We start from the raw sequence: 23,604 nt of genomic DNA, 5'->3' as shown, positions 1-23,604 counted from the left end.
CCGCACAGCCGAACACCGAGAAAACCGAGAAGGGCACATCGTGATCGCCGTACTGGGCCTCGTCGTGGGAGTCGTGGGCGGCCGGGTGGTGCGGCCCGGGGGGGCGGCGGGCGGCGGGGCCGATAATGCGCTCGCCCGCGGGGCGGGGCGGGGTGGCGGGGGCGGACGAGGCGTCAGAAGCACTGTCCGCCGCGGCCTCGGCGAGCAGTTCGGCCGCTCGGTCCGCCTCCATCCGCTTGAGCGGATCCTTCGTCAGCAGTCCCATGATGGCGCGGGTGAGCGGGGCGCTCGCGCGTTCCGGTACGGAGGGTTCCGTGTTCAGCGCCACCAGAAGGCTGGCGTCGAGCGTGTCGCGTTCGAAGGGGGCGGTGCCCTCGACGGCGAGGTAGAGGGTGACGCCGAGCGAGAACAGGTCGGACGCAGCGGTCGCCTCACCGCCGGACAATCGCTCGGGCGCCACATAGCCCGGGGTGCCGACGACCATGCCGCTCTGGGTGATCCGGGTCTCGCGGGGGCGCAGCGAGATGCCGTAGTCGGTGAGCAGGACCCTGCCGTCGGCGTGGCCCGAATGGTCGGGTGCCAGCAGGATGTTGGAGGGTTTCACGTCGCGGTGGACGATGCCCAGCCGGTGCCCGGCGCGGAGGCCGTCGAGGGCGGCCGCTCCGATGCGGGCGGTCTCCTCGCTCGACAGCGGACCGCGTTCCTTGATCACGGCGAGCAGGTCGCGGGTGCCCGGCAGGTACTCCATGACGATCCACGGGCGGTCGTCGTGCTCCACGACGTCGTAGACGGTGATCACGTTCGGGTGCTCGCGCAGTTGCGCCGCCTTCAGCGCCTCGTTGCGGCCCCGGTCGGCCGCGTCGCCGAGTCGTCCGTCCGGCTCGTCCGGTACGTCGATCTCCTTGACCGCGACCTGGGCCCGGAGCTTGTCGTCCGCGGCCAGCCACACGCTGCCGCCGCCCCCGGAACCCAGCCGCTTCCGCAGCAGGTACCGCCCGGCGATGATCCGCTCCCCAGCCACCAGCTCTCGCCCCTTCCGTGCGCGTCGGGCGTCCGTGACGCCTGGAGCGCGCCGTACGCGGGGCGCCCCCGCCGGCCATGCTCACCCGACCCGGTCGGGAACCCTCCCGAAACGGCTGACAGGTTCGCGGAACCGGACGCCTCACCGCGGCTGTGGGCTGAGGGGCGTCAGCCGGCCGTGAGCGTCACACGGATCCCGACCGTGCCGTCGGCGCCCCGGCGCAGTCGGCTGCCGAGGAGGGTGAGGCGGCCGGTGAGGCCGTACTTGCGGGCGATGAGCCGGCGGTAGCGGGCGCTGGTCGGCGCGTCGCAGATCTCGGCGGTGGCCGGGATCTGGTCGCCGGTCGGCCTTCCGCGCAGGTCGCAGGGGCCGACGAGAACGTCGCCGCGGGCGCGGATGCGCTTGACCTTCCAGGAGTCGGCGACGGTCCACACGCCGAGCGCGTCGCCGTCGCGGACCACCCAGACCGGGGTGGGTACGCCGGTGCCGTTCTTGCGGTAGCTGGTGATGAGCAGGTACTTGCCCGCGCCGAGGGACTCCAGCGGCCCCTGCGTCGTCGGCGACGAATCGTCCATGGCCGGAAGTGTAGGCAGCGGCGGTGGGGACACCTCGGGGCACCCCCACCGCGCGGTTCAGTCGAGGGCCGCCGCCATCCGCCGTACGCCCTCCGTGATCAGCTCGGGCGAGGTCGCGAGGTTCAGCCGTACGTGCCCGGCTCCTCCGGTGCCGAACGGGATGCCGGAGTTGAGGGCGACCCGGCCGCGCCGCAGGAAGACGTCCGCCGGGTCGTCGCCGAGGTCGAGGGCGCGGCAGTCGAGCCAGGCGAGGTAGGTGGCGTCGCCGGGGCGGTAGGTGATCGCGGGGAGGTGCTCGGCGAGCAGGTCGGCGAGGAGGCGCCGGTTGTCGTCGAGGCCGGTGAGCAGGGCGTCGAGCCAGGCGGTGCCGTCGCGCAGGGCGGCGCTGTGGGCGATGACGCCGAGGTGGCTGGGCCCGTGGCTGACCTCCTCGGGCAGCCGGGCCAGGTCGGCGGTGGCCGCGGGGCCCGCGATGGCCAGGGCCGCCTTGAGGCCGGCCAGGTTCCAGGCCTTGGACGCCGACATCAGGGACAGCCCGCTCTCGCCGCCCGGGACGGTCAGATAGGGCACGAAGTCGGCGTCGGTCGCGGTGAGCGGGGCGTGGATCTCGTCGGCGACGACGCGGACGCCGTGGCGGTCGGCGAGGGCTGCGACGGCGGCCAGTTCGTCGGCGGTGTGCACGGTGCCGGTCGGGTTGTGGGGGCTGCACAGCAGGAAGGCGGCGCGCCTGCCGCCCGCGGTCGCCTGCCGGAACGTGGCGTCCAGCAGGTCGAGGTCGATGCGAAGATCGGCGGCGAGGGGCGCTTCGACCACCTGTCGGTCCATGTGCTCGACGAACTGGTAGAACGGCGGGTAGACGGGTGAGTTCACCACGACCGGATCGCCCGGTCCGGTGACCAGTTTGAGCATTTCGACCACACCGAGCATCACGTCGGGCACGATCGCCGTCCGTTCGACCGCGAGCCCGTCCCAGCCCCACCGCTTCTCGGCGAACCCGGCGAGCGCCTCGGCGTAGCCGGTGCCCGCCGGGTATCCGGTGTCGCCGAGGGTGAGGGCCTCGGTGAGCGCGCGGACGACGGGTTCGGCAAGCGGGACGTCCATCTCGGCCACCCACATCGGCAGCACGTCGTCGGGGTGGGTGCGCCACTTCATGCTCGTACGACAACGCAGACGGTCGAGGGTGAGCGCGTGCAGGGGATTCGGTTCGCCGGACGTCAGGTGCGGGATCCTGGTCATGGGGCACAAGATAGGCGGCCGTGCGGTGGGCGGGAACCGCTGGTGGGGGCGGCGGCGCGGGAATGATCAGCCGTGCGGTGAACGGGGGCGGGCCGGGCCACGTATGGAGAGAGGGTGCTCAACTACGGGAGGGCCCCGCGGCGTTGACGCCGCGCTGTACTGGTTCGGGAGCCCTGCATGAGGCACGCACGACGACGTCTCGTCCGGCGAGTGACACGGCTGGCGGCCGTCGGCGGACTCCTCCTCGGAGGAACGATGGTCACCCGCGCGGTGGCGAGCGAACCCCCCGACGCCTCGTCCGTCCCACGCACCTACGCCGCCTCGGCCGCCGGCACCGGCGGCGACCTGGTCGCACGTCTTGGCGCTTCCCGTACGGCGGGCAGCTGGATCAATGCCGACGGCAAGCCGGTCGTCGCGGTCACCGACGAGGAGGCGGCCGCCGAGGTACGCGAGGCCGGTGCCGAGGCGAAGATGGTCGACCACAGCATGGACGAGCTGAAGTCGGCGACGTCGACGCTGCGTTCGGCGCCCCGGGTGGCCGGTACGGCGTGGGTGATGGACTACCGGTCCAACCAGGTGGTCGTACGGGGTGACAGCACCGTGTCGGCCGCCGACTGGTCGCGGATGACCGAGGTCGCGGACGGCATCGGCGGCTTTGTGCGCATGGAGCGCACCGAGGGCACGTTCACGACGCGGCTGAACGGCGCGCTGCCGCTGCTGTCGACCGCCGGGCGCTGCTCGGCCGGTTTCAACGTCACCGACGGGCAGCGTGACTTCATTCTCACCGCGGGGCACTGCGGGCCCGACGGTTCCGTGTGGTTCGCCGACAACCGGGGCACCCAGCAGATCGGTCAGACGATCAAGCAGAACTTCCCCGGCGCCGACTACTCGCTGGTCCAGTACGCGAGCGGGGATGCGGGCGCCGGTGCGGACGTGGTGTCGATCGGCGAGGGCAAGGGCGTACGGATCACCGGTGCGGCCGATCCCGCGGTCGGGCAGCGGGTGTTCCGCAGCGGCAGCACGAGCGGGCTGCGGGACGGCGAGGTGACGGCGCTCAACGCCACGGTCAACTACCCGGAGGGCACGGTCACGGGGCTCATCGAGACCAACGTGTGCGCCGAACCCGGCGACAGCGGCGGCCCGATGTTCTCCGAGGGCGTCGCCCTCGGTGTGACGTCGGGGGGCAGCGGCGACTGCGACGCGGGGGGTACGACGTTCTTCCAGCCGGTGACCAAGGCGCTGGCCGCGCTGGATGTGAAGCTGCTCGTGGCGGCGCAGAACGGTTCGGGTCAGGGCGCCTCGCCGGCGCCGTCCGCGTCGGCCCCGCAGGGCGCGGTCTCGCCCGGTGACGCCTCGCCCGGTTCGTCGGCCCCGGTGAGCGGCGCGGACGCGGTGACGCTGCTGTCCCGGCTGGCGGACCCGAAGAACATCGGCCCGGGTCTGCTGGTCATCGCGGGCAGCCTGGTCGCGCTGGTGGCGACGCGGTTCATCCGCGCGGAACAGGACCGCAAGGCGTATCGACGGTATTACTCGGCGACCTGGGGGTGACGGGGTCGAGGGTGCTCGGGAGGGGTGGCGCCGAGGCGGGCGCTCAGGCCGCCTTCGCCGGCTGGGGGGCGGCTGCGGCCCACTCCAGGACGAGGCGCTGGTACTCCTCGCGCTGCTCGACACTCAGTGTCCCGCCCGACCGGCGCCACAGCGCCCGGATCTCCTCGTTGACCTCGTCAGCCGATCGCTCGGAGGCGAATTCAACAGTGGTGGACATGCTGTGAAGCATACGGCTCCGCAGGTGAAGGCGCTGTGAGTAAGGTCGCACAATACGGGCATAACGGACCGTGTTACTGATCACGTCCATCTGTCAAGGGAGATCGCGGAGTTCAGGCGTCCGTCGCCCCGAGCACCAGCACCTGGATCGCGAGAACCGCGGCTCCACGTGCCCAGTCGTGAAAGTCGGACACCTTGGTCTCCAGGTCGATCGGAGCGGCCAGCGGATGCCGCTGGGCGCGGATGGTCTCCGTCACGGTCTTCCCGGCGACGTCCATGAGGCCGACCCCCTCGCCGGCGAGAAGGATCTTCTGCGGCAGCACGAAGTTGCCGATCTGGGCGACGAGGGTGCCCAGCGCCCGGGCGGCCTCCTCGATGACCCGGGCCGGCATCGGCTCGCCCGCCGCGGCGAGACCGAGGATCTCCTCGTACGTCCGCTCCCGGCCGGTGGCGGCCTGGACCTGGTAGCGGATGTTGGGGATGGTCAGCAGGGAGACCGCGCTGCCGCGCGCACCGTCGGGGGTGAGCGGGCCGTTGGGGTCGACGATCCAGTGGCGGCCGAAGCCGCGGTCCTCCTCGGCATAGGGCACCCGCTTGCCGCCCAGGACCAGCCCGTAGCCGATGCCGGCGCCGATGGTGAGGACGACGAAGCGCTCCAGGCCGCGGCCGGCGCCGAACCAGGTCTCCGCCTCGACGAGGGCGGCGACGTCGTTCTCGACGACGACCGGCAACCCGGTGCGCTCCTCGACCAGTTCGGCGAGAGGTACGTCACGCCACTCCAGGAAGGGTGACTCCCCGACCACGGACCGGTCCTCGACCAGGCCGCCCACGCCGATGCCGATACCGGCGAGCCGCGGGTGAGCGGCGGCGAGCGTGTCGGTCATCTCCCCCAGCGTCTCCACGACCGCTGCGGGTTCACGGCTGGGGAGCGGGCGGTCGTAGCGGGCGACGATCTCGCTTCTGAGGGTGGTCACGACGCCGTAGACCATGTCCTCGGTGACCTTGAAGCCGATGAAGGAGCGGGATTCGGCGACGACGTCCAGCGGCTGGGAGGGGCGGCCCTGACGCGCCTCCGCCGGGACCCCCGCCTCGGGGACCTCGACCAGGAGACCCGACTCGATCAGCGGTTTGGTCAGCCGGGTGAGGCTGCCCGCGGACAGGTCGAGGCGCCGGGCGAGTTCGGTGCGGGACAGGGGGCCACCGAGGAGCACCTCGATCGCCACCGAGCGTTCACCGGGGCTGAGCGGAAGCCAGCTGGCCGCTACTGGGGTCATGGTCGTCAGACTCCCACATGATTTTTTTTCTTCATGGAACCAACATGACCATTCTAGGGCTGCCCGTCCCGCCTGAAGAAGATGCTCGCGCACCCCTTGACGGCTGGATTCTTTCGCCGCAAAAGTAAGTGGCCGAGGACGAGCCGCCGCAGACGAGGGAGTCTCCCGATGACCATCGCCTCCAGCAGCCCTCCGTCGCGTCTGCCCCTGGGCGGCGCGCAGGGGGCCGGGACCAAGTCGAGGACGCGGCGGGCCCGCTCCCGCGAGAACCAGGGGGACGGCCGGCTCGCCGCGGTGTTCATCGCTCCGGCGCTGCTGGGCTTCCTGGTCTTCCTGCTCTGGCCGACGCTGCGGGGCATCTATCTGAGCTTCACCCGGTTCAACCTGCTCACCCCGGCGGAGTGGGTGGGGTTCGACAACTACGTCCGCATGGTCAACGACCCGATCTTCTGGAACTCGCTGACGGTCACCGTCGAGTACGTCTTCATCAACATCGGCGTCCAGACGGTCGCGGCGCTCGCCATCGCCGTCCTGCTCCAGCGGCTGACCCAGTCGGCGCTGCTGCGGGGCATCGTGCTCACCCCGTACCTGATGTCGAACGTCGTGGCCGGCCTGGTCTGGCTGTGGATCCTCGACACCCAGCTCGGCATCGGCAACGAGATCATCAGCGCCGTCGGCGCAGACCGCATTCCGTTCCTCGCCGACGAGACCTGGGCGATCCCCACCATCGCCCTGATCAACGTCTGGCGGCACGTCGGATACACCGCCCTGCTGCTCTTCGCCGGTCTTCAGGCGATCCCGAACGACATGTACGAGGCGGCGAAGGTGGACGGCGCGAGCGAATGGCGCATGTTCTGGCGGATCACGATGCCGTTGCTGCGTCCGGTCCTCGCGGTCGTTCTGATCATGACGGTGATCGGTTCGTTCCAGGTGTTCGACACGGTCGCCGTGACGACCGCGGGCGGTCCGGCGAACGCGACGAACGTGCTCCAGTACTACATCTACGGTTCCGCCTTCGGCCGCTTCCAGTTCGGCTACGCCTCGGCGATGTCCGTCGCCCTGCTGATCGTGCTCAGCGCGATCACCGTCCTGCAGTACCGGCTCACCCGGGCCGGCCAGACCGACCTCGGCTGACGGAAGGGAGACACCGACATGGCTGCCGTGACAACGACCACGACCGCGACCCCCGTACGGCCGGTCAGGCGCAGGTTCTCCCTCGGGCGGGCCGCCGCCTGGGCCGTGATGGGACTCATCGTCCTCATCACCCTGCTGCCGTTCTACTGGATCCTGCGCACCGCGCTCTCCACCAACGCCGGTCTGAGCGCCGACCCCACCGATCCGCTCCCCGTCGATCTCACCGGCACCGGCTTCCAGCGGGCACTCGGTCTGCAGTCGGCCGAGGACGCGGTCGCACAGGGCGGTGCGGGTGGCGGGCTCGACTTCTGGCGCTATCTGCTCAACTCGGTGATCGTCTCGACCCTGATCACCGGCTGCCAGATCTTCTTCTCCGCGATGGCCGCGTACGCCTTCTCCCGGCTGCGCTGGCGCGGCCGCGACACGGTGTTCGGTCTCTTCCTGGCCGGGCTGATGGTGCCGACCATCTTCACGCTGCTGCCCAACTTCGTGCTCATCAAGCAACTCCACCTGGTGGACACGCTCCTGGGCATCGCGCTGCCCAGTCTGTTCATGACGCCGTTCGCGGTGTTCTTCCTGCGGCAGTTCTTCATGAACATCCCCGGCGAGGTCGAGGAGGCCGCCCTCCTCGACGGCGCCGGGAAGGTCAGGATCTTCTTCCGGGTCGTGCTGCCGATGGCGTCCACGCCGATCATCACGCTGGGCGTACTGACGTACATCACCGCCTGGAACGACTACTTCTGGCCGCTGATGGTCTCCTACAGCGACAGCTCGCGCGTGCTGACCGTGGCGCTGGCGGTCTTCCGGGCGCAGACCCCGGCGACCGGCGTCGACTGGTCGGGGCTCATGGCGGCGACGCTGATCGCCGCGCTGCCGATGCTGGTGCTGTTCGCGTGCTTCGCCCGCCGCATCGTCAGCTCCATCGGCTTCACCGGGATCAAGTGAGGGAACGAGCATGCGACTTCGTACGCTGACCGCGCTCGCCGGAGCGCTGGCGCTGTCCCTGGTGAGCGGCTGCGCGAACGGCGGCGCCGCCGGATCGTCCGCGAACACGGTGACGTACTGGCTGTGGGACGCCAACCAGCTGCCCGCCTACCAGGCCTGCGCCAAGGGGTTCGAGAAGGAGAACCCCGGACTCAAGGTCAAGATCACCCAGTTGGGCTGGAGCGACTACTGGACCAAGCTGACGGCCGGCTTCATCGCGGGCACCCAGCCGGACGTGTTCACCGACCACATCCAGTACTTCGGCCAGTTCGCCGACCTGAAGGTCCTCGAGCCCCTCGACGACCTCGGCATCGAGGACTCCGACTACCAGCCGGGGCTCGCCGCCAACTGGATCGGCCAGGACGGCCACCGGTACGGCGCCCCCAAGGACTGGGACACCGTCGCCTTCTTCTACAACGAGAAGATGGCCAAGGACGCCGGGCTGACCGCCGATCAGCTGAACAACCTGGCGTGGAACCCGAAGGACGGCGGCACCTTCGAAAAGGCCGTCGCCCATCTGACGATCGACCGCAACGGCAGGCGCGGCGACGAGCCCGGCTTCGACAAGAACAACGTCAAGGTGTACGGCCTCGCCAGCAACGGCGGCGGCTTCGGCGACGGCCAGACGCAGTGGAGCAACTTCGCGGCCTCCGCCGGGTGGAGCTATCTGGACAAGCCGCGCTGGGGCACGAAGTACCAGTACGACAGCAAGACCTTCCAGTCCGTCATCCAGTGGTACTTCGGCCTGGCGAAGAAGGGCTACATGCCCCCGCTGTCCGACTACAACGTCCAGTCCAACCAGGCCAACACCCAGGTCGCCGCAGGGAAGGCCGCCGCCGCGTTCGACGGCGCCTGGATGATCTCCACCTACGCGGGCTTCAAGGGCCTGGACATGAAGACCGCGCTCACACCGGTCGGCCCGACCGGCAAACGGGCCACCATGATGAACGGTCTCGCCGACTCGATCACCAAGGCCTCCAAGAACAAGGAGGGCGCCCGCAAGTGGGTGGCCTATCTGGCCTCCGACGAGTGCCAGACCGTCGTCGGCAGGTACGGCGTCGTCTTCCCCGCCACCCCGGCCGGGACCAGGGCCGCGGTCGCCGCGTACGACAAGAAGGGCCTAGACGTCTCGGCGTTCACCGAACCCGTGGCCGACAAGAAGCGCTTCAGGACCTTCTCGTACCCGATCGCCGGCTACTCCGCGGACATGACGGCGCTCATGGCGCCCGCGATGGAGGACATCTACGGCAACGGAAAGCCCGTGAGCAGCCTCGACGAGACCAACGACCAGATCAACCTCATCCTCGGCCAGTGAAAGGCACACACTTCATGACGTTCTCCCTCGGCATCGTCGGCGCCGGCCAGTTCTCCGGCCAGTTCGCCACGCTGTTCCAGGCCCACCCCGGTGTCAGCGACGTGTACGTCACCGATCTGCTGCCCGAGCGGGCCGAGCAGCTCGCCGACGCACAGGGACTGGCCGGCACCTTCCCCTCGTACGAGGCGATGCTGGAGTCGAAGGCCGTCGACGCGGTCGCGATCTTCACCCAGCGCTGGACGCACGGCCCGCTGGTGGTCCAGGGCCTGAACGCCGGCAAGCACGTCTACTCCGCGGTCCCCATGGCGATCACCACGGAGGAGATCGCGGCGATCATCGACACGGTCAAGGCGACCGGTCTGACCTACATGATGGGCGAGACGAGCGAGTACAACCCGGCGACGGTGCACGCCCGCAACCAGATCGCCGAGGGCGCCTTCGGGCGGCTGTTCTACGCCGAGGGCGACTACGTCCACGACATGGACCTGGGGTTCTACGAGGCGTACCAGTACAGCGGCGGCGAGAACTGGAAGGCGACCGCCAGCTATCCCCCGCTGCTCTACCCGACCCACGCGGTCGGCGGGGTGCTGGGGGCGTGGCGGACGCACGCGGTGAGCGTGTCGGCGATCGGCGTCGTGGACGACCGCGGCGACGGCGTCTTCGACAAGTCCGTCAGCCAGTTCGGCAACGACGTGTCCAACGCGACGGCGTTGTTCGAGGTCGCGGGCGGCGGTTCGTTCCGTACGAACGAGTTCCGGCGGGTGGGTTACCCGTCCCACATACGGGAGTCACGCTTCCGCTTCTTCGGCACCGAGGCGAGCATGGAGCAGCTCGCCACGGTCGCCCTGTGGCAGGACAAGAAGGGCGTCAAGGACATCAGCGAGCTGCTGGAGCCCAAGCCGACCCTGTCCCCGGACGACCCCTCGCTCCAGCACATCGCTCCCGATCTGCGGGCCGCCTTCACCTCGGGCTCGGCGCCGGTGCACGACCGGGCCCGGCTGCCCCGGGAGTTCGACAACCTGCACAACGGTCACGAGGGCAGCCACCACTTCCTGGTGGACGACTTCGTGACCGCGGTCAACAGCCGCACCCTGCCGTCCGTGAACGCGTGGGTGGCGGCCCGCTACACCCTGCCGGGCATCGTCGCGCACGAGTCGGCGCGGCAGGGCGGGGTCAGGCTGGAGATCCCGGACTTCGGGGACGCGCCCGAGGCGTGACGTCTCCCCGACCTCGACCCGCGAGCAGGGTGCCTGTCCTGACTCAGGTGCCCGGCTTGCGGCCGTACACGTAGACGTCGTCGCCGTTCTTCAGCAGCGACCAGTACTTCTTGGCGTCGGTCTTGGTCATGTTGACGCAGCCGTGCGAGCCCGGCGGGTTCCACATGCTGACGCCGACCGAGTGGAAGGCCTGGCCGCCGTCGAAGAACTGGGAGTACGGCATCGGCACGTGGTAGATGCTCGACACGTGGTCGATGTTCCGGAAGTAGATCTTCTTCAGACCGGTGCGCGTCTCGTAGCCGTTGCGGCCGGTGCGGACCGGGACCGGGCCGTAGACCAGCTTCTTGCCGTCCTGGATCCAGCTCAGCTGGAGGGTGAGGTTCACACAGGCGATGCGGCCCTTGTTGACGGGGCACTTGCCGTCCTTGTTGGGGTTCTTGCCGACGGCCTTCTGCTTCAGCATCAGGTCCATCACACCCCAGGTCACCGGGCCCGCGTAGCCGGCGTTCGGGGTGATGCCGTGCTTGGTCTGGAAGGCCTGGATGGCCTTGCAGTCGGCGCTTGACTGCTTGCCGTCGACGGGCCGGCCGAGGAACTTCTCGACCTTCTTCTGGTACGGCCCGGTCTGGGTCGTACAGCTCGGCGCCGCCTGCGCCGGTGCGGCGCCGAGCGTCAGCGCGAGCGGTGCGACGAGTCCTGACGTGATGCCGAGTGCGACGGCGCGCCGTCTGCGTATGTCCCCCATGGCCGGGCCTCTCCCTTGCGTGGTCCTGTGGACTTCTGCCAGGTAGACCCGTGTGTGCGGGGATCGGTTGTGGCCGTCGCCGGGCTGTGACCGAACGGTGAAATTTCGCCCGAGTGATCAATTTTCGCCGGAGCGCCGGACCGCTGCCCGGAAGCCGGTGTGGACCGCGGTGAGGCCGCCGTCGACGGTGAGGGTGGTGCCGGTGATCCAGGACGCGTCGCGGGAGGCCAGGAAGGCGACCGCTGCCGCGATGTCCTCGGGCTCACCGACCCGGCCCAGCGGGTACAGCGGACGGATCGCGTCGAGCTCCGCCTCCCGCCCCTCCCAGGCCGAGGTGCGGACCGTGCCCGGCGTCACCAGGTTCACGCGGACTCCGCGGGCGGCGGCGTGCCCGGCGAGGGTGCGGGTGAGGGAGCCGAGGCCGGCCTTGGCGGCGCTGTAGGCGTGGTTGCCGAAGTCCTGGAGGCCGTTGACGGAGCCGATGTTGACGATGGCGCCGTGGCCGGTGGCGGCCAGGTGCGGAAGGGCGGCGCGGCAGCAGCGGTAGGTGCCGGTGAGGGTGATGTCGAGGTCGCGGGCCCATGCCTCGTCGGGGCCGTCCTCGAAGAGCGGGGTGTCGGGTGTGCAGGAGGCGGCGCTGTTGACCAGGACGTCGAGGGAGCCGAAGGTGTCGACGGCATGGGCGACGGCCGCCTCGACGGAGTCGCGGTCGGCGACGTCGCAGGCCAGCGCCTCCGCCGCGAGCCCGTGCCCCCGGAGCCCCGCCGCGGTCCGCTGGGCCTCGGGGCCGTCTCGGTCGGTCACCAGGACGCGGGCCCCCTCCTGCGCGAACCGGCGTGCGGTGGCGGCGCCGATGCCGCGGGCCGCACCGGTGATCAGGACTCCGTACTCCGCGAAGCGCGCTGTGTCCGTCATGGACCGAACCGTAGTGCCGGAACGATCATCCGGGCAGATAGCGTGCGTCCATGTCCGTGTTCATTCAGCAACTCCCCGCACTCATCGGCGTCGTGATCGGCGCGCTCGGTTCGTATGTGGTGGTCGTGCGGGGCGATCAGGCGAGGTTCCGGCGGGAGCAGGCGGCGCGTTGGGAGGAGCGGCTGACCCTCGAAGACGCCAAGCCGCTGCTGGCCGACGCGACGACAGGCCGGGACCCTGCGGGTGAGGCGCTGATCATGCTGGGCAGCCCCGCTGTGGTGGACAAGGCACGGGCCTGGGTCCTGACGGCGCTGGAGATGGAGCGGTTCGTGCGCGACAGCAGGGAGGATCCCCAGGCCTGGCAGGCCCTGCTGGAACGCCAGCGCGCCGGACGCGACGCCTACTACACCGCCGTACGCGACGACCTGGGCCTGCCGCCCGGCCACTCCGCGCGCTGGCCGATCCGCCCCGCCGACCCGGTGCCGCCTCAGCGGTAGCCCGTGGTGTCGGCCGGCTTCCCCGCGTCCTGGACCTCGACGAGGTAGCGCCAGGCGTCGGGGCGGCTGCCGTCGAGGTCCGTGAAGCCGTAGACCTGTGCGAGCTGCCCGCTGGAGAGGGACTCGCCGTTCCAGCGGGCCACGTCGGGGTCGGCGGCGAGGGCGGCGACGGCGCGGCCCACGTAGCGCGGGGTCTCGGAGATGGCGAAGTGCGGGACGCGTTCGAGGGCGTCGCGCCAGTTGTCCTCGCGTACCCCGAACCCGTCGAGCATCATCTCCGAGCGCAGCCAGCCGGGCGTCAGGGCGACGGCGGTCGCGCCGCGCGGTCCGAGTTCATGGCCGAGGGCGAAGGCCATGCGCAGGACGGATGCCTTGGCGAGGTCGTAGAAGAAGGAGTTCCGGTAGTTGACGCTGTTGTAGTCCGCCGTGCCGTCGGTCATCTCGACGACCAGTCCGCCCGGCCGGCGCAGGAGCAGGGGCAGGGCGTGGTGGCTGGTGATGGCGTGGGTCTCGACGGCGAGCCGGAGCAGCCGTAGGCCCTTGTCGAGGTCGTGCTCCCAGACGGGGCTGTCCCAGGCGAACAGCTTCTCGCCGCCCCAGACGTCGTTGACGAGGACGTCCAGACGGCCCTGTTCGTCGGCGATGCGGTCGACGAGGGTGCGGACCTGGGCCGGGTCGAGGTGGTCGGTGGGCACGGCGATGCCGTGGCCGCCCGCCTCGGTGACCAGGTCGGCGGTGTCCTCGATCGTCTCGGGGCGGTCGTACTCCGAGCGGCGGGCGCGCGTGCTGCGTCCCGTCACATAGACGGTGGCCCCGGCCGCGCCGAGTTCCGTGGCGATGCCGCGTCCGGCTCCCCGTGTCGCCCCGGCGACGAGTGCGACCTTGTTCCTGAGCGGCTGTGACATGTCCGGCCTCCCGACCCTCTGCGAGCGCTGTCGTTCTAGAGGGTGCCGGGTAAGCCGGACATCTTCTGTCGCCTTTTACCGATCCCGCCGACGGGTCACCCGGGCGGCCTCAGTGGCCGCGGTCGAGCCACTCCTGGAGGTGGGGTGCCTCGGCGCCGATGGTGGTCGGGTCGCCGTGGCCGGTGAGGGCCTTGGTGTCGGGCGGGAGGGTGAGGAGGCGGGTGCGGATGGAGTCGATGATCGTCGGGAAGTGGGAGTAGGAGCGGCCGGTGGCGCCGGGGCCGCCCTGGAAGAGGGTGTCGCCGGTGAAGACGACGCCGAGGCCCGGGTCGTGCAGGCAGACCGCGCCGGGGGCGTGGCCCGGGGTGTGCAGGACGGTGAGGTCGGCGCCCGCGGCCTCGATGATCTGGCCGTCCACGAGATGGGCGTCGGGGTCGCGGTCCGGGTGGGTCTGCTTCCACAGGGGCAGGTCGTCGGGGTGGAGCCAGATCGTGGCGCCGGTGCGGTCGGCCAGGGCGGGGGCCGCGTCGATGTGGTCGTTGTGGGCGTGGGTGCACACGATCGCGGTCAGGCGCCGGTCGCCGACGGCCTCGGCGATGGCGTCGGCGTCATGGGCGGCGTCGATGACGACGACCTCGTGGTCGTCGCCGACGAGCCACACGTTGTTGTCGACGTCCCAGGTGCCGCCGTCGAGGGTGAACTGCCCGGAGGTGACGAGGCGTTCGATGCGGGTGGCCATCAGAGCATCACCACCGAGCGCAGGACGTCGCCGTGGTGCATGCGCTCGAACGCCTTCTCCACCTCGTCGAGCTGGATGGTCTCGGTCACGAAGGCCTCCAGGTCCAGGCGGCCCTGCAGATGCAGGTCGATCAGCATCGGGAAGTCCCGGGAGGGCAGGCAGTCGCCGTACCAGGAGGACTTCAGAGCGCCGCCGCGGCCGAAGACGTCCAGCAGCGGCAGCTCCAGTTTCATCTGCGGGGTGGGCACGCCGACGAGGACGACGGTGCCGGCGAGGTCGCGGGCGTAGAAGGCCTGCTGGTACGTCTCCGGGCGGCCCACGGCCTCGATCACCACGTCCGCGCCGAAACCGCCGGTCAGCTCGCGGATCGCCTCGACGGGGTCGGTCTCACGGGAGTTGACGGTGTGGGTGGCGCCCATGGTGCGGGCCTTGTCCAGCTTGCGGTCGTCGATGTCCACGGCGATGATCCGCGCCGCTCCGGCCAGGTTCGATCCGGCGATGGCCGCGTCGCCGACGCCGCCGCAGCCGATCACCGCGACCGTGTCGCCGCGGCCGACGTTCCCGGTGTTGATGGCGGCGCCGATGCCGGCCATCACGCCGCAGCCCAGCAGCCCGGCCACCTGCGGGGTGACCGCCGGGTCGACCTTGGTGCACTGTCCGGCCGCGACCAGCGTCTTCTCCGCGAAGGCGCCGATACCGAGTGCGGGTGAGAGTTCCTGGCCGGTGGCGGCCAGGGTCATCTTCTGCTTCGCGTTGTGGGTGTCGAAGCAGTACCAGGGCCGCCCGCGCAGACAGGCCCGGCAGTTTCCGCACACCGCACGCCAGTTGAGGATCACGAAGTCACCGGGCGCGACGTCCGTGACACCGGTGCCGACGGACTCGACCACGCCGGCCGCCTCGTGCCCCAGCAGGAAGGGGAAGTCGTCGCTGATGCCGCCCTGCTTGTAGTGCAGGTCGGTGTGGCAGACCCCACAGGCCTGGATCTGTACGACGGCCTCGCCCGGCCCCGGGTCCGGCACGACGATCGTCTCCACGCGCACGGCCTCGTCCTTGCCCGGTGCGATCACGCCCCGTACTTCCTGCGCCATGGTGCTGAACCCTTCCCTCGGCGGCTCTCCGTCCTCTTCCGACCCTAGACGTGACTGATCGGTAAAGGCACGAGGCGACGACCTTCACATCTGCTTCCGGCCACCTTTGAAAAATACCCCCGGGGGTACCCTGCTACTGTGGTGAATATACCCCCGGGGGTAATTTCGGATCCGGGGAGCTCACAGGCTTCACCAGGAGAGGAGTGCTGCCGTGTACTTCGTCGACACCATCGACGTGCCGGGGCTGGGCAACCGCGGCTATCTGGCGGGCGGTGCGCACAGCGCCGTGGTGGTCGACCCGCCCAGGGACATCGACCGGGTGATCACGGCCGCCGCGCTGCGGGGCGTGCGGATCACGCGGGTCGTGGAGACCCATGTGCACAACGACTACGTGACCGGCGGCCTGGAGCTCGCCCGTCTCACCGGGGCCGCCTATCTCGTGCCGGCCGGGGCGCGGGTCGGCTACGAGCGGGTGCCGGTCGTGGACGGGGACCGTGCTCAGATCGACGACGGCCTGGTGCTGCGCGCCCTGGCCACGCCCGGGCACACCCCGCACCACACCTCGTACGTGCTGGAGGAGGCGGGACAGGCGGTGGCCGCCTTCACCGGTGGTTCGCTGCTGATCGGCACGGTGGGGCGGCCCGACCTGGTCGAACCCCGGCTGACGGATCACCTGGCGCGGGCCCAGTACGACTCCGCGCACCGGCTGGCCGCCGAGCTGCCGGACGAGACGGCGGTCCTGCCGACGCACGGCTTCGGCAGCTTCTGCTCCGCGACGCAGGCGGCGGGCCGGGCGACGACGACGATCGGACGTGAGCGGGCCGTCAACGAGGCCCTGGTGAAGGACGTCGACGCGTTCGTCGCCGACCTGCTCGCCGGCCTCGACGGCATCCCGGCGTACTACACCCACATGGGCCCGGTGAACGCCGAGGGCCCGGCACCCGTGGACCTCACGCCGCCCCTACCGGCCGACGCCGAGGAGATCGCGGCGCGGCTGGCCGCCGGGGAGTGGGTGGTGGATCTGCGCCACCGGGTGGCGTTCGCGGAGGGGCATGTCGCCGGGTCGCTGAACTTCGAGGCGGAGGGGCAGCTCGCGACGTATCTGGCCTGGCTGCTGCCGTGGGGCAAGCCCGTCACCCTGCTCGCCGAGACACCGGCCCAGCTGGCCGCCGCCCAGCGGGAACTCGTCCGCGTCGGCATCGACCGGCCGGCCGCCGCGGCGACCGGCTCCCCCGCCGACTGGACACGCCCGGGCGAGCGGCCCCGTTCCTTCCCACGCGGCACCTTCGCCGAACTGGCCGCGCGGGACGGCGTGGTGATCCTGGACGTGCGGCGGGACTCCGAGCGCGCCGACGGGCACATCAGGGGTTCGGTGCACATACCGGTGCACCAACTGCGCGACCGGCTCGCGGAGATACCGGAGGGCACCGTGTGGGTGCACTGCGCCGGCGGGATGCGGGCGGCCATCGCCGCCTCGCTGCTGGACGCGGCGGGACGTGACGTGGTCGCCGTCGACGACGGGTTCGCCGCGGCGCACGACGCCGGTCTCCCGATGGCCCGCGTCACCCCGGCCGAGGCCCGGGCACGGGCGGACGCCGACGCCGTCCTCGTGGACGTCCGCGAGCCCGACGAATGGGCCACGGGGCACGCGCCCGGCGCGGTGCTCGCGCCGCTCTCCGCGCTGACGGCCGGTGAGACGCTGCCGCGGACCGCGCAGGGCCGCCCGGTCGTCGCGATCTGCCGCTCCGGCAAGCGCTCCCGGGAGGCGGCGGCGCTGCTCACGGCGCGCGGCACCGACGTGGTGGACGTCATCGGCGGCATGCGGGCCTGGGCCCAGGCGGGGCTCCCGGTGGTGACCGAGTCCTGTACCACCCCCAGTGACCCCGCGTGAGCGCGCTCGTCCTGGGCCTGTTCGCCGGTGGCGTCACGGGGCTCTCGCTCGGCGCGCTGGGCGGCGGCGGCAGTGTGCTGGCCGTGCCGGCGCTGATGTACCTGCTCGGCTTCACGCCCGCCGCTGCGGCCACCGCGAGTCTGGTCGTCGTCGCCGTCACCTCCCTCACCGCGCTGGGCGCGCACGCCCGTGCGGGCACGGTGCGCTGGCGTGCCGGGGCGCTGTTCGCGGCGGCGGGGCTGCTGCCGGCGGCGGTCGGCGGAGCGGTGTCCGGGCGGCTGCCCGCGGCGGTGCTCACCGGGGCGTTCGCGGTGACCGCCGCCGTCGCCGCGCTGCGCATGCTCCGCCCTTCGGCCGCCGTACGGCACGAGGACGTGCCCGTACGTCCAGGTCGGGTCGTCCGGGCCGGGGCAGGGCTCGGTGCCGTGACCGGGGTACTGGGCGTGGGCGGCGGGTTCCTGGCCGTACCGGCGCTGGTGAGCGTGGTGGGACTGCGGATGCGGGCCGCCGTCGGCACCAGTCTGCTGGTGATCACCGTCAACTCGCTGGTGGCGCTCACGGCCCGGGCCGGCTCGGCCGTGAGCGTCGACTGGGCAGCGGTCGGGCCGTTCGCCGCGGCCGCGGTGCTCGGGGCGTGGGACGGCAAGCGGCTCGCCGGGAAGGTCTCCGGCGGCACGCTTCAGCGGATCTTCGCCTACGTCCTGCTGGCGGTGGCCCTGTTCATGCTGGCCGACGCCGTCGTATGAGGGCCGGGAGCACACGGGACGCCCGGTGCGGGCTCCCTACGCGAGCGACAGGAACAGCTTCTCCAGCCGTGCCTTCATCTGCGCCGTCGTCTCGCCGTCGCGCCGGCCCTGGTCGACGTCGGTGAGGCACTGCTGCAACCCGGTCGCGATGATCGCGAAGCCGGCCCGGTCCAGGGCGCGGGAGGCGGCGGCGAGCTGAGTGACGACGTCCTCGCAGTCGCGGCCCTCCTCGATCATCTTGATCACTCCGGAGATCTGCCCCTGCGCCCGACGCAGCCGGTTCAGCACCGACTTGAGGTCGTCGCCCTCGAACTGCAACTCCACGATCACTCCCCTGCGTACCCCGCTACATACCCTTGGGGGTATTTTACCTCCACTCCGGAAAGGATCCCATTTCCCATGACACCGCCCCTGACACAGCCCCACGGCCCCCGCGCCGTCGACGTCGACGAGGCCCACGCGCGCCTGACCGACACGGCTGACTCGACCGGTTCGACCGACTCAACCGGCCTGACCGTCGTCGACGTCCGCACGCCGGGCGAGTACGCCGCCGGTCATCTGCCCGGCGCGCTGAACATCCCGCTGGACCGTCTCGACAGCGCCCTGCCGGCACTCCGCCGGCTCCCCGGCGGGCAGCTGCTGGTGGTGTGTGCCTCCGGGGCCCGTTCGGAGAACGCCTGCCGCCTCCTCGCCGGGCACGGCATCCAGGCCATGACCCTCACGGGCGGCACCCAGGGCTGGGCGCGGCGCGGGCACGAGCTGCACCGCCCGACGTCGAGCCCGCGCGCCACCTGGTCGATGGAGCGCCAGGTCCGTTTCACCGCGGGCTCGATCGTCCTGGTCGGCCTCGGCCTCGGACTCCTGCACCCGGCCTGGCAGTTGCTGTCCGCCGGTATCGCGGGCGGCCTGGTCTTCTCGGCGCTCAGCAACACCTGCGGCATGGCCGCTCTGCTGGCCAAGCTGCCGCACAACCGCCCGCGCCCCGCCGACCTCGAAGCGACTCTGGCCGCTCTGGCGCGGCGCGGTCAGGCACCGGTCACCTGAGGAAGTCCCGGACGGCCCGGGCGATGACCTCCTCGTCCAGGCCGTCCGCGCCGCCCAGCGGCAACAGCCGGTGCGGTACGTGGACGAGGGTCTCGGCGACGTGCCGCGCCGACAGGCCGGGCAGTCCCGGCTCGACGAGCACGATGTCGGCGTGGTCGGCGGCCAGTACGGCGGTGCGCAGGCCGACCTCGTCGAAGGGCCGGACGGTGGCGGCGTAGAGCACGGCCAGATCGAGGCCGGCCGTGGCGCGCAGGACCGGGTCGAGGGTGGCGCCGACGGCGAGGACGACGCCGTCGAGACCTTCCCGGACGAGTTCGAAGCCCTCGGACAGGCCGTGCGGTTCGGCGTTGGAGTCGCCGGACAGATGCACGAACGCCCGCTCGCCGCGCCCCACGGCAGACCGGATCGCGCGCCGCACCTCGTCGGGATGGCCCGGGACATGGACGGTCCAGCGCGGGTCGGTGGCGAAGCGTGCCAGCTCCTCCACGGCGCCGTAGCCGACGAGGACCGTGCCGGTGCCGTGCCCGGCGGGTCCGCCGGGTCCGTCGAGTCCGTCGAGTCCGTCGGGGCGGGCCGCGGGCAGCGACTCGGTGAGGGCCTGGAGCATGTCGGGGTGCATGGCGATTCTCCTCGGGGCGGGTTCCCGTGACGCGTCATGAATGCGTTAAGAATCGAATTCGACGGTCACTCATATGGCTCTGGATTCCCCGGAGTTACGACCTCCAGCGCACTGTGAGTGAATCTTTAACAAGCACAAAGGAACGTGGCCCTCTCTTTGCCCGGTCCGGGTATTTCCCGGGGTGTCCGCGCCCGCGGTTCCGCGTAACTTGGCAGTGGTCTTTCCCGTTGCCGAAAGCGGAAGGGGACATCCCGCCATGGTCGAGTACGAAACGCCTCCCGCGGTCCGTCCGTTGGTTCATCTGATCGCTGGACCGACCGGAGTCGGGAAGAGCGCGGCGGCCACCGACCTGGCCCGCGCCACCGGCGCCCCGATCGTCGTCGCCGACCGCCTGCAATGCTTCACCGACCTCGCCACCACCAGCGCCCGCGCCGGGGCGGACGTGCCGGGGGTACGCCGCCACTGGCTCGGGGACCGCACGTTCACCGACGGCGACCTGTCCGCGGACCAGGCCGCCGACGCACTCGTCGAACTCGTCCAACTGCTTGCCGCCCAGCACCGGTTGGTCATCGTCGAGGGTGGCTCGATCTCGCTGCTGCGGGTGCTGTGCGCGCGTATGGCGCGGCTGGACTGGCGGCTGACGGTGCGTCTGCTGCCGCTTCCCGGGTACGCCACCTACCTCGCCGCCCTCACCCACCGGGCCCGGGCGATGCTCACCCCGGGCGTCTGCGGTCCGGGCCTGCTCCAGGAGCTGGCCGCGCTCTGGCGGGATCCGGCGAAGCGACGGCTGGCCGCGTCCGTCAACGGGTTCGAGGCCGTGCTCGAATGCTGCGCCAAATACTCAATTGACGCGGAGACCGTCGGCGAACGGGAAATACCCGAACACGTCCTGCACCGGATGGCCGCACTCATCGCCGTACGACATGCCGAACACGGCATTCTCCAGCATCGCGTGTTCACCGAGATTTTCGCGAACGGCACGACGGTCCCCGCATTCGACTTCGCCATGCTGGAGCGTGCGGCATGAGCGGCGCACCCGGGGGCATATCAGGGGTGAGGGCAGCCTCCACGGATTTCGGTCATATCGTCGCTTCCTCTCCGCTCGGCGTGGTCACCGCCCGCTCGGCGGCCGATGTGGCCGAGCTCGTCTCCTTCGCCGGCCGGCACGGGCTGCCGGTCTCCGCGCGCGGCGCCGGACAGGCCCTGTACGGGCAGGGGCAGGCGCACGGCGGCTACGTCGTCGACATGTCCGCCCTCGACGAGGTGCGCTGTGCTCCGGGTGAGCGGACGCTGAGCGCGGGGGCCGGTGCGCTGTGGCGCGACGTGGTGCGGGCCGCGCTGGCCGAGGGGCTCACGCCTCCGGTGCTGCCGGACCACCTCGGCGGCAGCGTCGGCGGGCTGCTGAGCACGGGTGGCTTCGGCGGCTCCAGCCATCGGTACGGCCTGGTCGCGGACCGGGTGCGGGAGTTGGAGGTGGTCACCGGCACCGGGGAACGGCTGGTCTGCGCCGCCGACCGGCGTGCGGACCTCTTCCACGCGGTCCTGGCGGGCCTCGGCCAGTGCGCCCTGATCGTCCGCGCGACCCTCGCCCTGGTACCCGCGCCGACCCATGTCCGCCGCTACCGCCTCTACCACGACACTCCGGGCACGTACCTCACCGATCAGCGACGCCTGGCCCGGGACAGCCGCTTCAGCCATGTCGCGGGCCAGGCGCGGCCGGTGCTCGGCGGAGGCTGGCACTACATGATCGAGGCGGTCGTACCGCACGACGGCGAACCGCCCACCGACGACGGGCTGCTGATCGGCGACCTGGACCACGACCACGACACCGAGGAGATCGCGGACCTGTCGTACGCCGAGTACGTGCACCGTCTGGACCGCGACGAACGTCTGCTGCGCGCCACCGGCGAGTGGGACCGCCCGCACCCCTGGCTCACCCTGCTGCTGCCGGAGGCGGCAGCGGCCGGCTTCGTCCCGGCCGTGCTCGCCGAGCGTGCCCAGCAGGGCCTGCGCTGCTGCGGCACGGTCCAGCTGCGTCCGCTCTCGGCCCGCACGCTGCGGGCCCCGCTGCTGCGCCGGCCCGAGGGCGAACTCCTCTGCCTGCTCGCCCTGATGCGCACGGCACCACCGGACGCCCCGGACGTCGTACGCCGTATGGTCGCCGCCAACCGGGCCCTGTACGAGCGGGCCAGGTCCGTGAGCGGTGTCCTCCACCCGGTCGGCGCGCTGCCCATGTCGCCCGGCGACTGGCGCACCCACTTCGGCCCCCGCTGGCCCGAACTGGTCCGCGCCAAGGACCTCTACGACCCGCGTCACGTCCTGACCAGGGGGTACGGCCTGTGGACCTGACCGCCGTGACGGCCGTGACCGTCTTCTGCGGCGCCTCCCCCGGCCGCGACCCCGGCCACCCGCGCACCGCCGCCGAACTCGGCCGCGCACTGGCCGGGGCAGGCCTCCGGCTGGTCTACGGCGGTGCGCGCACCGGGCTGATGGGGGCCGTCGCGGACGGGGCACTGAAGGCCGGCGGCGCGGTGACCGGTGTCGTGCCGCGCGGCATGCTGCCGTACGAGATCGTCCACACGGGCCTCACCGATCTCGTGGTGGTCGCCGACATGCATGAGCGCAAGGCGCGGATGGCCGCCGAGGGGGACGCGTTCGTGGCGCTGCCGGGTGGGCTGGGCACGGCGGAGGAGTTGCTGGAGGTGCTGACCTGGGCGCAGTTGCGCCTCCATCGCAAGCCGTGTCTGCTGCTCGACCCGTCCGGTTTCTACCGTCCGTTGCTGTCCTTCCTGGAGCACGCGCGGGACGAGGGGTTTCTGCACGCCGGGGATCTGGAGCGGATCGTGGTGTGCGACTCGGCCGCGGAGGTCGTGGCACGGCTGAGGGGGACGCCGCCGGTGCCCGCGCAGGCGCCGGCCGTCGTGCCGGTGCCCCGGGGGCGGGTCGCGTTCCTGTTCTCGGCGTCCGGGTCGCAGCAGCCGGGCATGGGGCGCGAACTGTACGGCTGCTCCCCGGTGTTCGCCGAGGCGCTGGACGAGGTGTGCGCGCTGCTCGACCCGTATGTCGAGCGGCCGCTGCGGGACGTGATGTTCGCCGAGGCCGGAACACCCGCGGCCGCCCTGCTCGACCGGGTGGCGTACGGGTATCCGGCGCTCTTCGCGGTGCAGGTCGCGCAGTACCGGCTGCTGGAGAGCCAGGGGGTGAGCCCGGACGTGCTGTTCGGGTACTCGGCCGGGCACATGGCCGCCGCGCACGCGGCCGGGGTGTTCTCGCTGCCGGACGCCTGCCGTGCGGTCGGCGCGCTGGCCCGGCTGGCGGACGCACTGCCGAAGACGGGGGCCATGGCGGCCGTCGAGGCCTCGCCCGAGGAGCTGAACCCGGGGCCGGGCGCGGTGATCGCGGCGGTCAACGGCCCGCGGTCGGTGGTCGTGTCGGGGGACCGGGCGGCCGTGCGGCGGATCTGCGAGGAGTGGGCGGCCCGTGGTCGCCGCACCCATGTGCTCCGTCTGGACGTGGCACCCCACTCCCCTCACTTCGACGCCCTGCTGGACGACTACCGCCGTGCCTTGGAGCGGCTCGACCTGCGGCCCCCGCGGCTGCCCCTGATCTCCGACACCACCGCCGAGCCGATCGGGGCCGAGGCGGCCTCCGGCGACTTCTGGGCGCGGGCGATGTCCGCGCCGGTGAGTTTCGTGGACGCCGTCGGCCGGCTGCGCCGCGACGGTGTGACGGTCTGTGTCGAGCTCGGTCCGGGTGACGTCCTGACCCGCATGCTCGACGACTGTCTGCCGGAGGGGGCCGAACGACCGCTGACGCTCGCCGTGGCACGGAACTGGCAGGCTCCGAGGGAGGCGGCCGACGTAGCCTGAAGGCTCCGTACCCTCTCGGAGGAGCC

Annotated in this window: 24 protein-coding genes; 12 read left to right on the top strand and 12 right to left on the bottom strand. The window is 71.5% G+C overall.

Annotated features, from left to right (window positions below; genetic code table 11):
* From L0P92_RS09500 to L0P92_RS09490, 3 genes are all read right to left on the bottom strand, one after another.
* On the bottom strand, positions 1 to 1,021 hold a 1,021-nt coding region (locus tag L0P92_RS09500), incomplete at its 3' end, for a serine/threonine-protein kinase (RefSeq protein WP_234762083.1).
* 167 nt (positions 1,022 to 1,188) lie between these two features.
* The gene (locus L0P92_RS09495) at positions 1,189 to 1,596 is read right to left on the bottom strand and encodes a PPOX class F420-dependent oxidoreductase (RefSeq protein WP_234762082.1); all 408 of its coding nucleotides are present in this window, start codon (positions 1,594 to 1,596) and stop codon (positions 1,189 to 1,191) included.
* 57 nt (positions 1,597 to 1,653) lie between these two features.
* The gene (locus tag L0P92_RS09490) at positions 1,654 to 2,832 is read right to left on the bottom strand and encodes a MalY/PatB family protein (protein ID WP_234762081.1); all 1,179 of its coding nucleotides are present in this window, start codon (positions 2,830 to 2,832) and stop codon (positions 1,654 to 1,656) included.
* 177 nt (positions 2,833 to 3,009) lie between these two features.
* Between L0P92_RS09490 and L0P92_RS09485 the strand changes: the two genes are divergently transcribed.
* On the top strand, positions 3,010 to 4,380 hold the full coding sequence (locus tag L0P92_RS09485) for a S1 family peptidase (RefSeq protein WP_234762080.1): 1,371 nt from the start codon (positions 3,010 to 3,012) through the stop codon (positions 4,378 to 4,380).
* Positions 4,381 to 4,423: 43 nt separating this feature from the next.
* Here L0P92_RS09485 and L0P92_RS09480 read toward each other — a convergent pair whose 3' ends face one another.
* Positions 4,424 to 4,609, bottom strand: a complete 186-nt coding sequence (locus L0P92_RS09480) for a hypothetical protein (protein WP_062720469.1) — start codon at positions 4,607 to 4,609, stop codon at positions 4,424 to 4,426.
* Between the two features lie 100 nt (positions 4,610 to 4,709).
* Entirely contained in the window at positions 4,710 to 5,870 is a 1,161-nt protein-coding gene (locus L0P92_RS09475) for an ROK family transcriptional regulator (RefSeq protein WP_234762079.1), read from the bottom strand.
* A gap of 168 nt (positions 5,871 to 6,038) precedes the next feature.
* Between L0P92_RS09475 and L0P92_RS09470 the strand changes: the two genes are divergently transcribed.
* From L0P92_RS09470 to L0P92_RS09455, 4 genes are read left to right on the top strand one after another with little or no spacing between them, the layout of a single operon-like run.
* Complete coding sequence (locus L0P92_RS09470) at positions 6,039 to 7,004, top strand: carbohydrate ABC transporter permease (protein ID WP_234762078.1); 966 nt, start codon at positions 6,039 to 6,041, stop codon at positions 7,002 to 7,004.
* Positions 7,005 to 7,022: 18 nt separating this feature from the next.
* Positions 7,023 to 7,949, top strand: a complete 927-nt coding sequence (locus tag L0P92_RS09465; protein ID WP_234762077.1) for a carbohydrate ABC transporter permease — start codon at positions 7,023 to 7,025, stop codon at positions 7,947 to 7,949.
* A 10-nt stretch (positions 7,950 to 7,959) separates the two neighbouring features.
* Positions 7,960 to 9,303 (top strand): ABC transporter substrate-binding protein, encoded by a 1,344-nt coding sequence (locus L0P92_RS09460; protein ID WP_234762076.1) that lies wholly within the window; start codon positions 7,960 to 7,962, stop codon positions 9,301 to 9,303.
* Positions 9,304 to 9,317: 14 nt separating this feature from the next.
* Positions 9,318 to 10,520 carry a Gfo/Idh/MocA family protein gene (locus tag L0P92_RS09455; protein ID WP_234762075.1) on the top strand — a complete coding sequence of 401 codons (1,203 nt, stop codon included), beginning with the start codon at positions 9,318 to 9,320 and terminating at the stop codon, positions 10,518 to 10,520.
* A 43-nt stretch (positions 10,521 to 10,563) separates the two neighbouring features.
* Here L0P92_RS09455 and L0P92_RS09450 read toward each other — a convergent pair whose 3' ends face one another.
* Positions 10,564 to 11,265 carry a L,D-transpeptidase family protein gene (locus L0P92_RS09450; protein ID WP_234762074.1) on the bottom strand — a complete coding sequence of 234 codons (702 nt, stop codon included), beginning with the start codon at positions 11,263 to 11,265 and terminating at the stop codon, positions 10,564 to 10,566.
* A gap of 117 nt (positions 11,266 to 11,382) precedes the next feature.
* On the bottom strand, positions 11,383 to 12,180 hold the full coding sequence (locus L0P92_RS09445; protein WP_234762073.1) for an SDR family NAD(P)-dependent oxidoreductase: 798 nt from the start codon (positions 12,178 to 12,180) through the stop codon (positions 11,383 to 11,385).
* A 50-nt stretch (positions 12,181 to 12,230) separates the two neighbouring features.
* On the opposite strand from L0P92_RS09445, the gene L0P92_RS09440 reads away from it, so the two are divergent.
* Positions 12,231 to 12,677 (top strand): hypothetical protein, encoded by a 447-nt coding sequence (locus L0P92_RS09440; RefSeq protein ID WP_234762072.1) that lies wholly within the window; start codon positions 12,231 to 12,233, stop codon positions 12,675 to 12,677.
* Here the strand turns inward: L0P92_RS09440 and L0P92_RS09435 are convergent.
* The 3 genes from L0P92_RS09435 to L0P92_RS09425 all read right to left on the bottom strand — a co-directional run bounded on the left by L0P92_RS09435 (position 12,668) and on the right by L0P92_RS09425 (position 15,409).
* Entirely contained in the window at positions 12,668 to 13,582 is a 915-nt protein-coding gene (locus tag L0P92_RS09435; protein WP_234762071.1) for an SDR family oxidoreductase, read from the bottom strand. The genes L0P92_RS09440 and L0P92_RS09435 overlap by 10 nt on opposite strands.
* 109 nt (positions 13,583 to 13,691) lie before the next feature.
* On the bottom strand, positions 13,692 to 14,321 hold the full coding sequence (locus tag L0P92_RS09430) for an MBL fold metallo-hydrolase (RefSeq protein WP_234762070.1): 630 nt from the start codon (positions 14,319 to 14,321) through the stop codon (positions 13,692 to 13,694).
* Entirely contained in the window at positions 14,321 to 15,409 is a 1,089-nt protein-coding gene (locus tag L0P92_RS09425) for an S-(hydroxymethyl)mycothiol dehydrogenase (RefSeq protein WP_234762069.1), read from the bottom strand. Before L0P92_RS09425 ends, L0P92_RS09430 begins: the two co-directional genes overlap by 1 nt.
* 211 nt (positions 15,410 to 15,620) lie before the next feature.
* Here L0P92_RS09425 and L0P92_RS09420 point away from each other — a divergent pair, with 211 nt between their 5' ends.
* Both L0P92_RS09420 and L0P92_RS09415 read left to right on the top strand, forming a co-directional pair.
* A complete protein-coding gene (locus L0P92_RS09420) occupies positions 15,621 to 17,300 on the top strand; it encodes a rhodanese-like domain-containing protein (RefSeq protein WP_234762068.1) in 1,680 nt (559 codons plus the stop codon).
* Complete coding sequence (locus L0P92_RS09415) at positions 17,297 to 18,046, top strand: sulfite exporter TauE/SafE family protein (RefSeq protein WP_234762067.1); 750 nt, start codon at positions 17,297 to 17,299, stop codon at positions 18,044 to 18,046. The genes L0P92_RS09420 and L0P92_RS09415 overlap by 4 nt, the downstream gene beginning before the upstream one ends.
* Positions 18,047 to 18,082: 36 nt before the next feature.
* On the opposite strand, the gene L0P92_RS09410 is transcribed toward L0P92_RS09415, so the two are convergent.
* Positions 18,083 to 18,370, bottom strand: coding sequence for a metal-sensitive transcriptional regulator (locus L0P92_RS09410; RefSeq protein ID WP_234762066.1), 288 nt, complete (start codon positions 18,368 to 18,370; stop codon positions 18,083 to 18,085).
* Positions 18,371 to 18,445: 75 nt separating this feature from the next.
* Here L0P92_RS09410 and L0P92_RS09405 point away from each other — a divergent pair, with 75 nt between their 5' ends.
* Positions 18,446 to 19,090, top strand: a complete 645-nt coding sequence (locus L0P92_RS09405; RefSeq protein ID WP_234762065.1) for a rhodanese-like domain-containing protein — start codon at positions 18,446 to 18,448, stop codon at positions 19,088 to 19,090.
* On the opposite strand, the gene L0P92_RS09400 is transcribed toward L0P92_RS09405, so the two are convergent.
* Entirely contained in the window at positions 19,083 to 19,709 is a 627-nt protein-coding gene (locus tag L0P92_RS09400; RefSeq protein ID WP_234762064.1) for a transketolase, read from the bottom strand. The two genes, L0P92_RS09405 and L0P92_RS09400, sit on opposite strands and share 8 nt — an antisense overlap.
* A 256-nt stretch (positions 19,710 to 19,965) precedes the next feature.
* On the opposite strand from L0P92_RS09400, the gene L0P92_RS09395 reads away from it, so the two are divergent.
* The 3 genes from L0P92_RS09395 to L0P92_RS09385 are packed head-to-tail and all read left to right on the top strand — an operon-like array spanning position 19,966 to position 23,578.
* Positions 19,966 to 20,736, top strand: a complete 771-nt coding sequence (locus L0P92_RS09395) for an isopentenyl transferase family protein (RefSeq protein WP_234762063.1) — start codon at positions 19,966 to 19,968, stop codon at positions 20,734 to 20,736.
* 26 nt (positions 20,737 to 20,762) lie between these two features.
* Positions 20,763 to 22,058: an FAD-binding protein gene (locus tag L0P92_RS09390; RefSeq protein ID WP_234762062.1), complete on the top strand. Its 1,296-nt coding sequence runs from the start codon at positions 20,763 to 20,765 to the stop codon at positions 22,056 to 22,058.
* Positions 22,049 to 23,578, top strand: a complete 1,530-nt coding sequence (locus tag L0P92_RS09385) for a TIGR00730 family Rossman fold protein (protein WP_234762061.1) — start codon at positions 22,049 to 22,051, stop codon at positions 23,576 to 23,578. The genes L0P92_RS09390 and L0P92_RS09385 overlap by 10 nt, the downstream gene beginning before the upstream one ends.
* Positions 23,579 to 23,604 lie beyond the last annotated feature (26 nt).

This window comes from Streptomyces muensis (genome assembly GCF_021474425.1).
Classification (GTDB): domain Bacteria; phylum Actinomycetota; class Actinomycetes; order Streptomycetales; family Streptomycetaceae; genus Streptomyces; species Streptomyces muensis.
The sequence above is the reverse complement of the archived record's forward strand: the minus strand, read 5'-3'. Positions and strand labels throughout refer to the sequence as shown.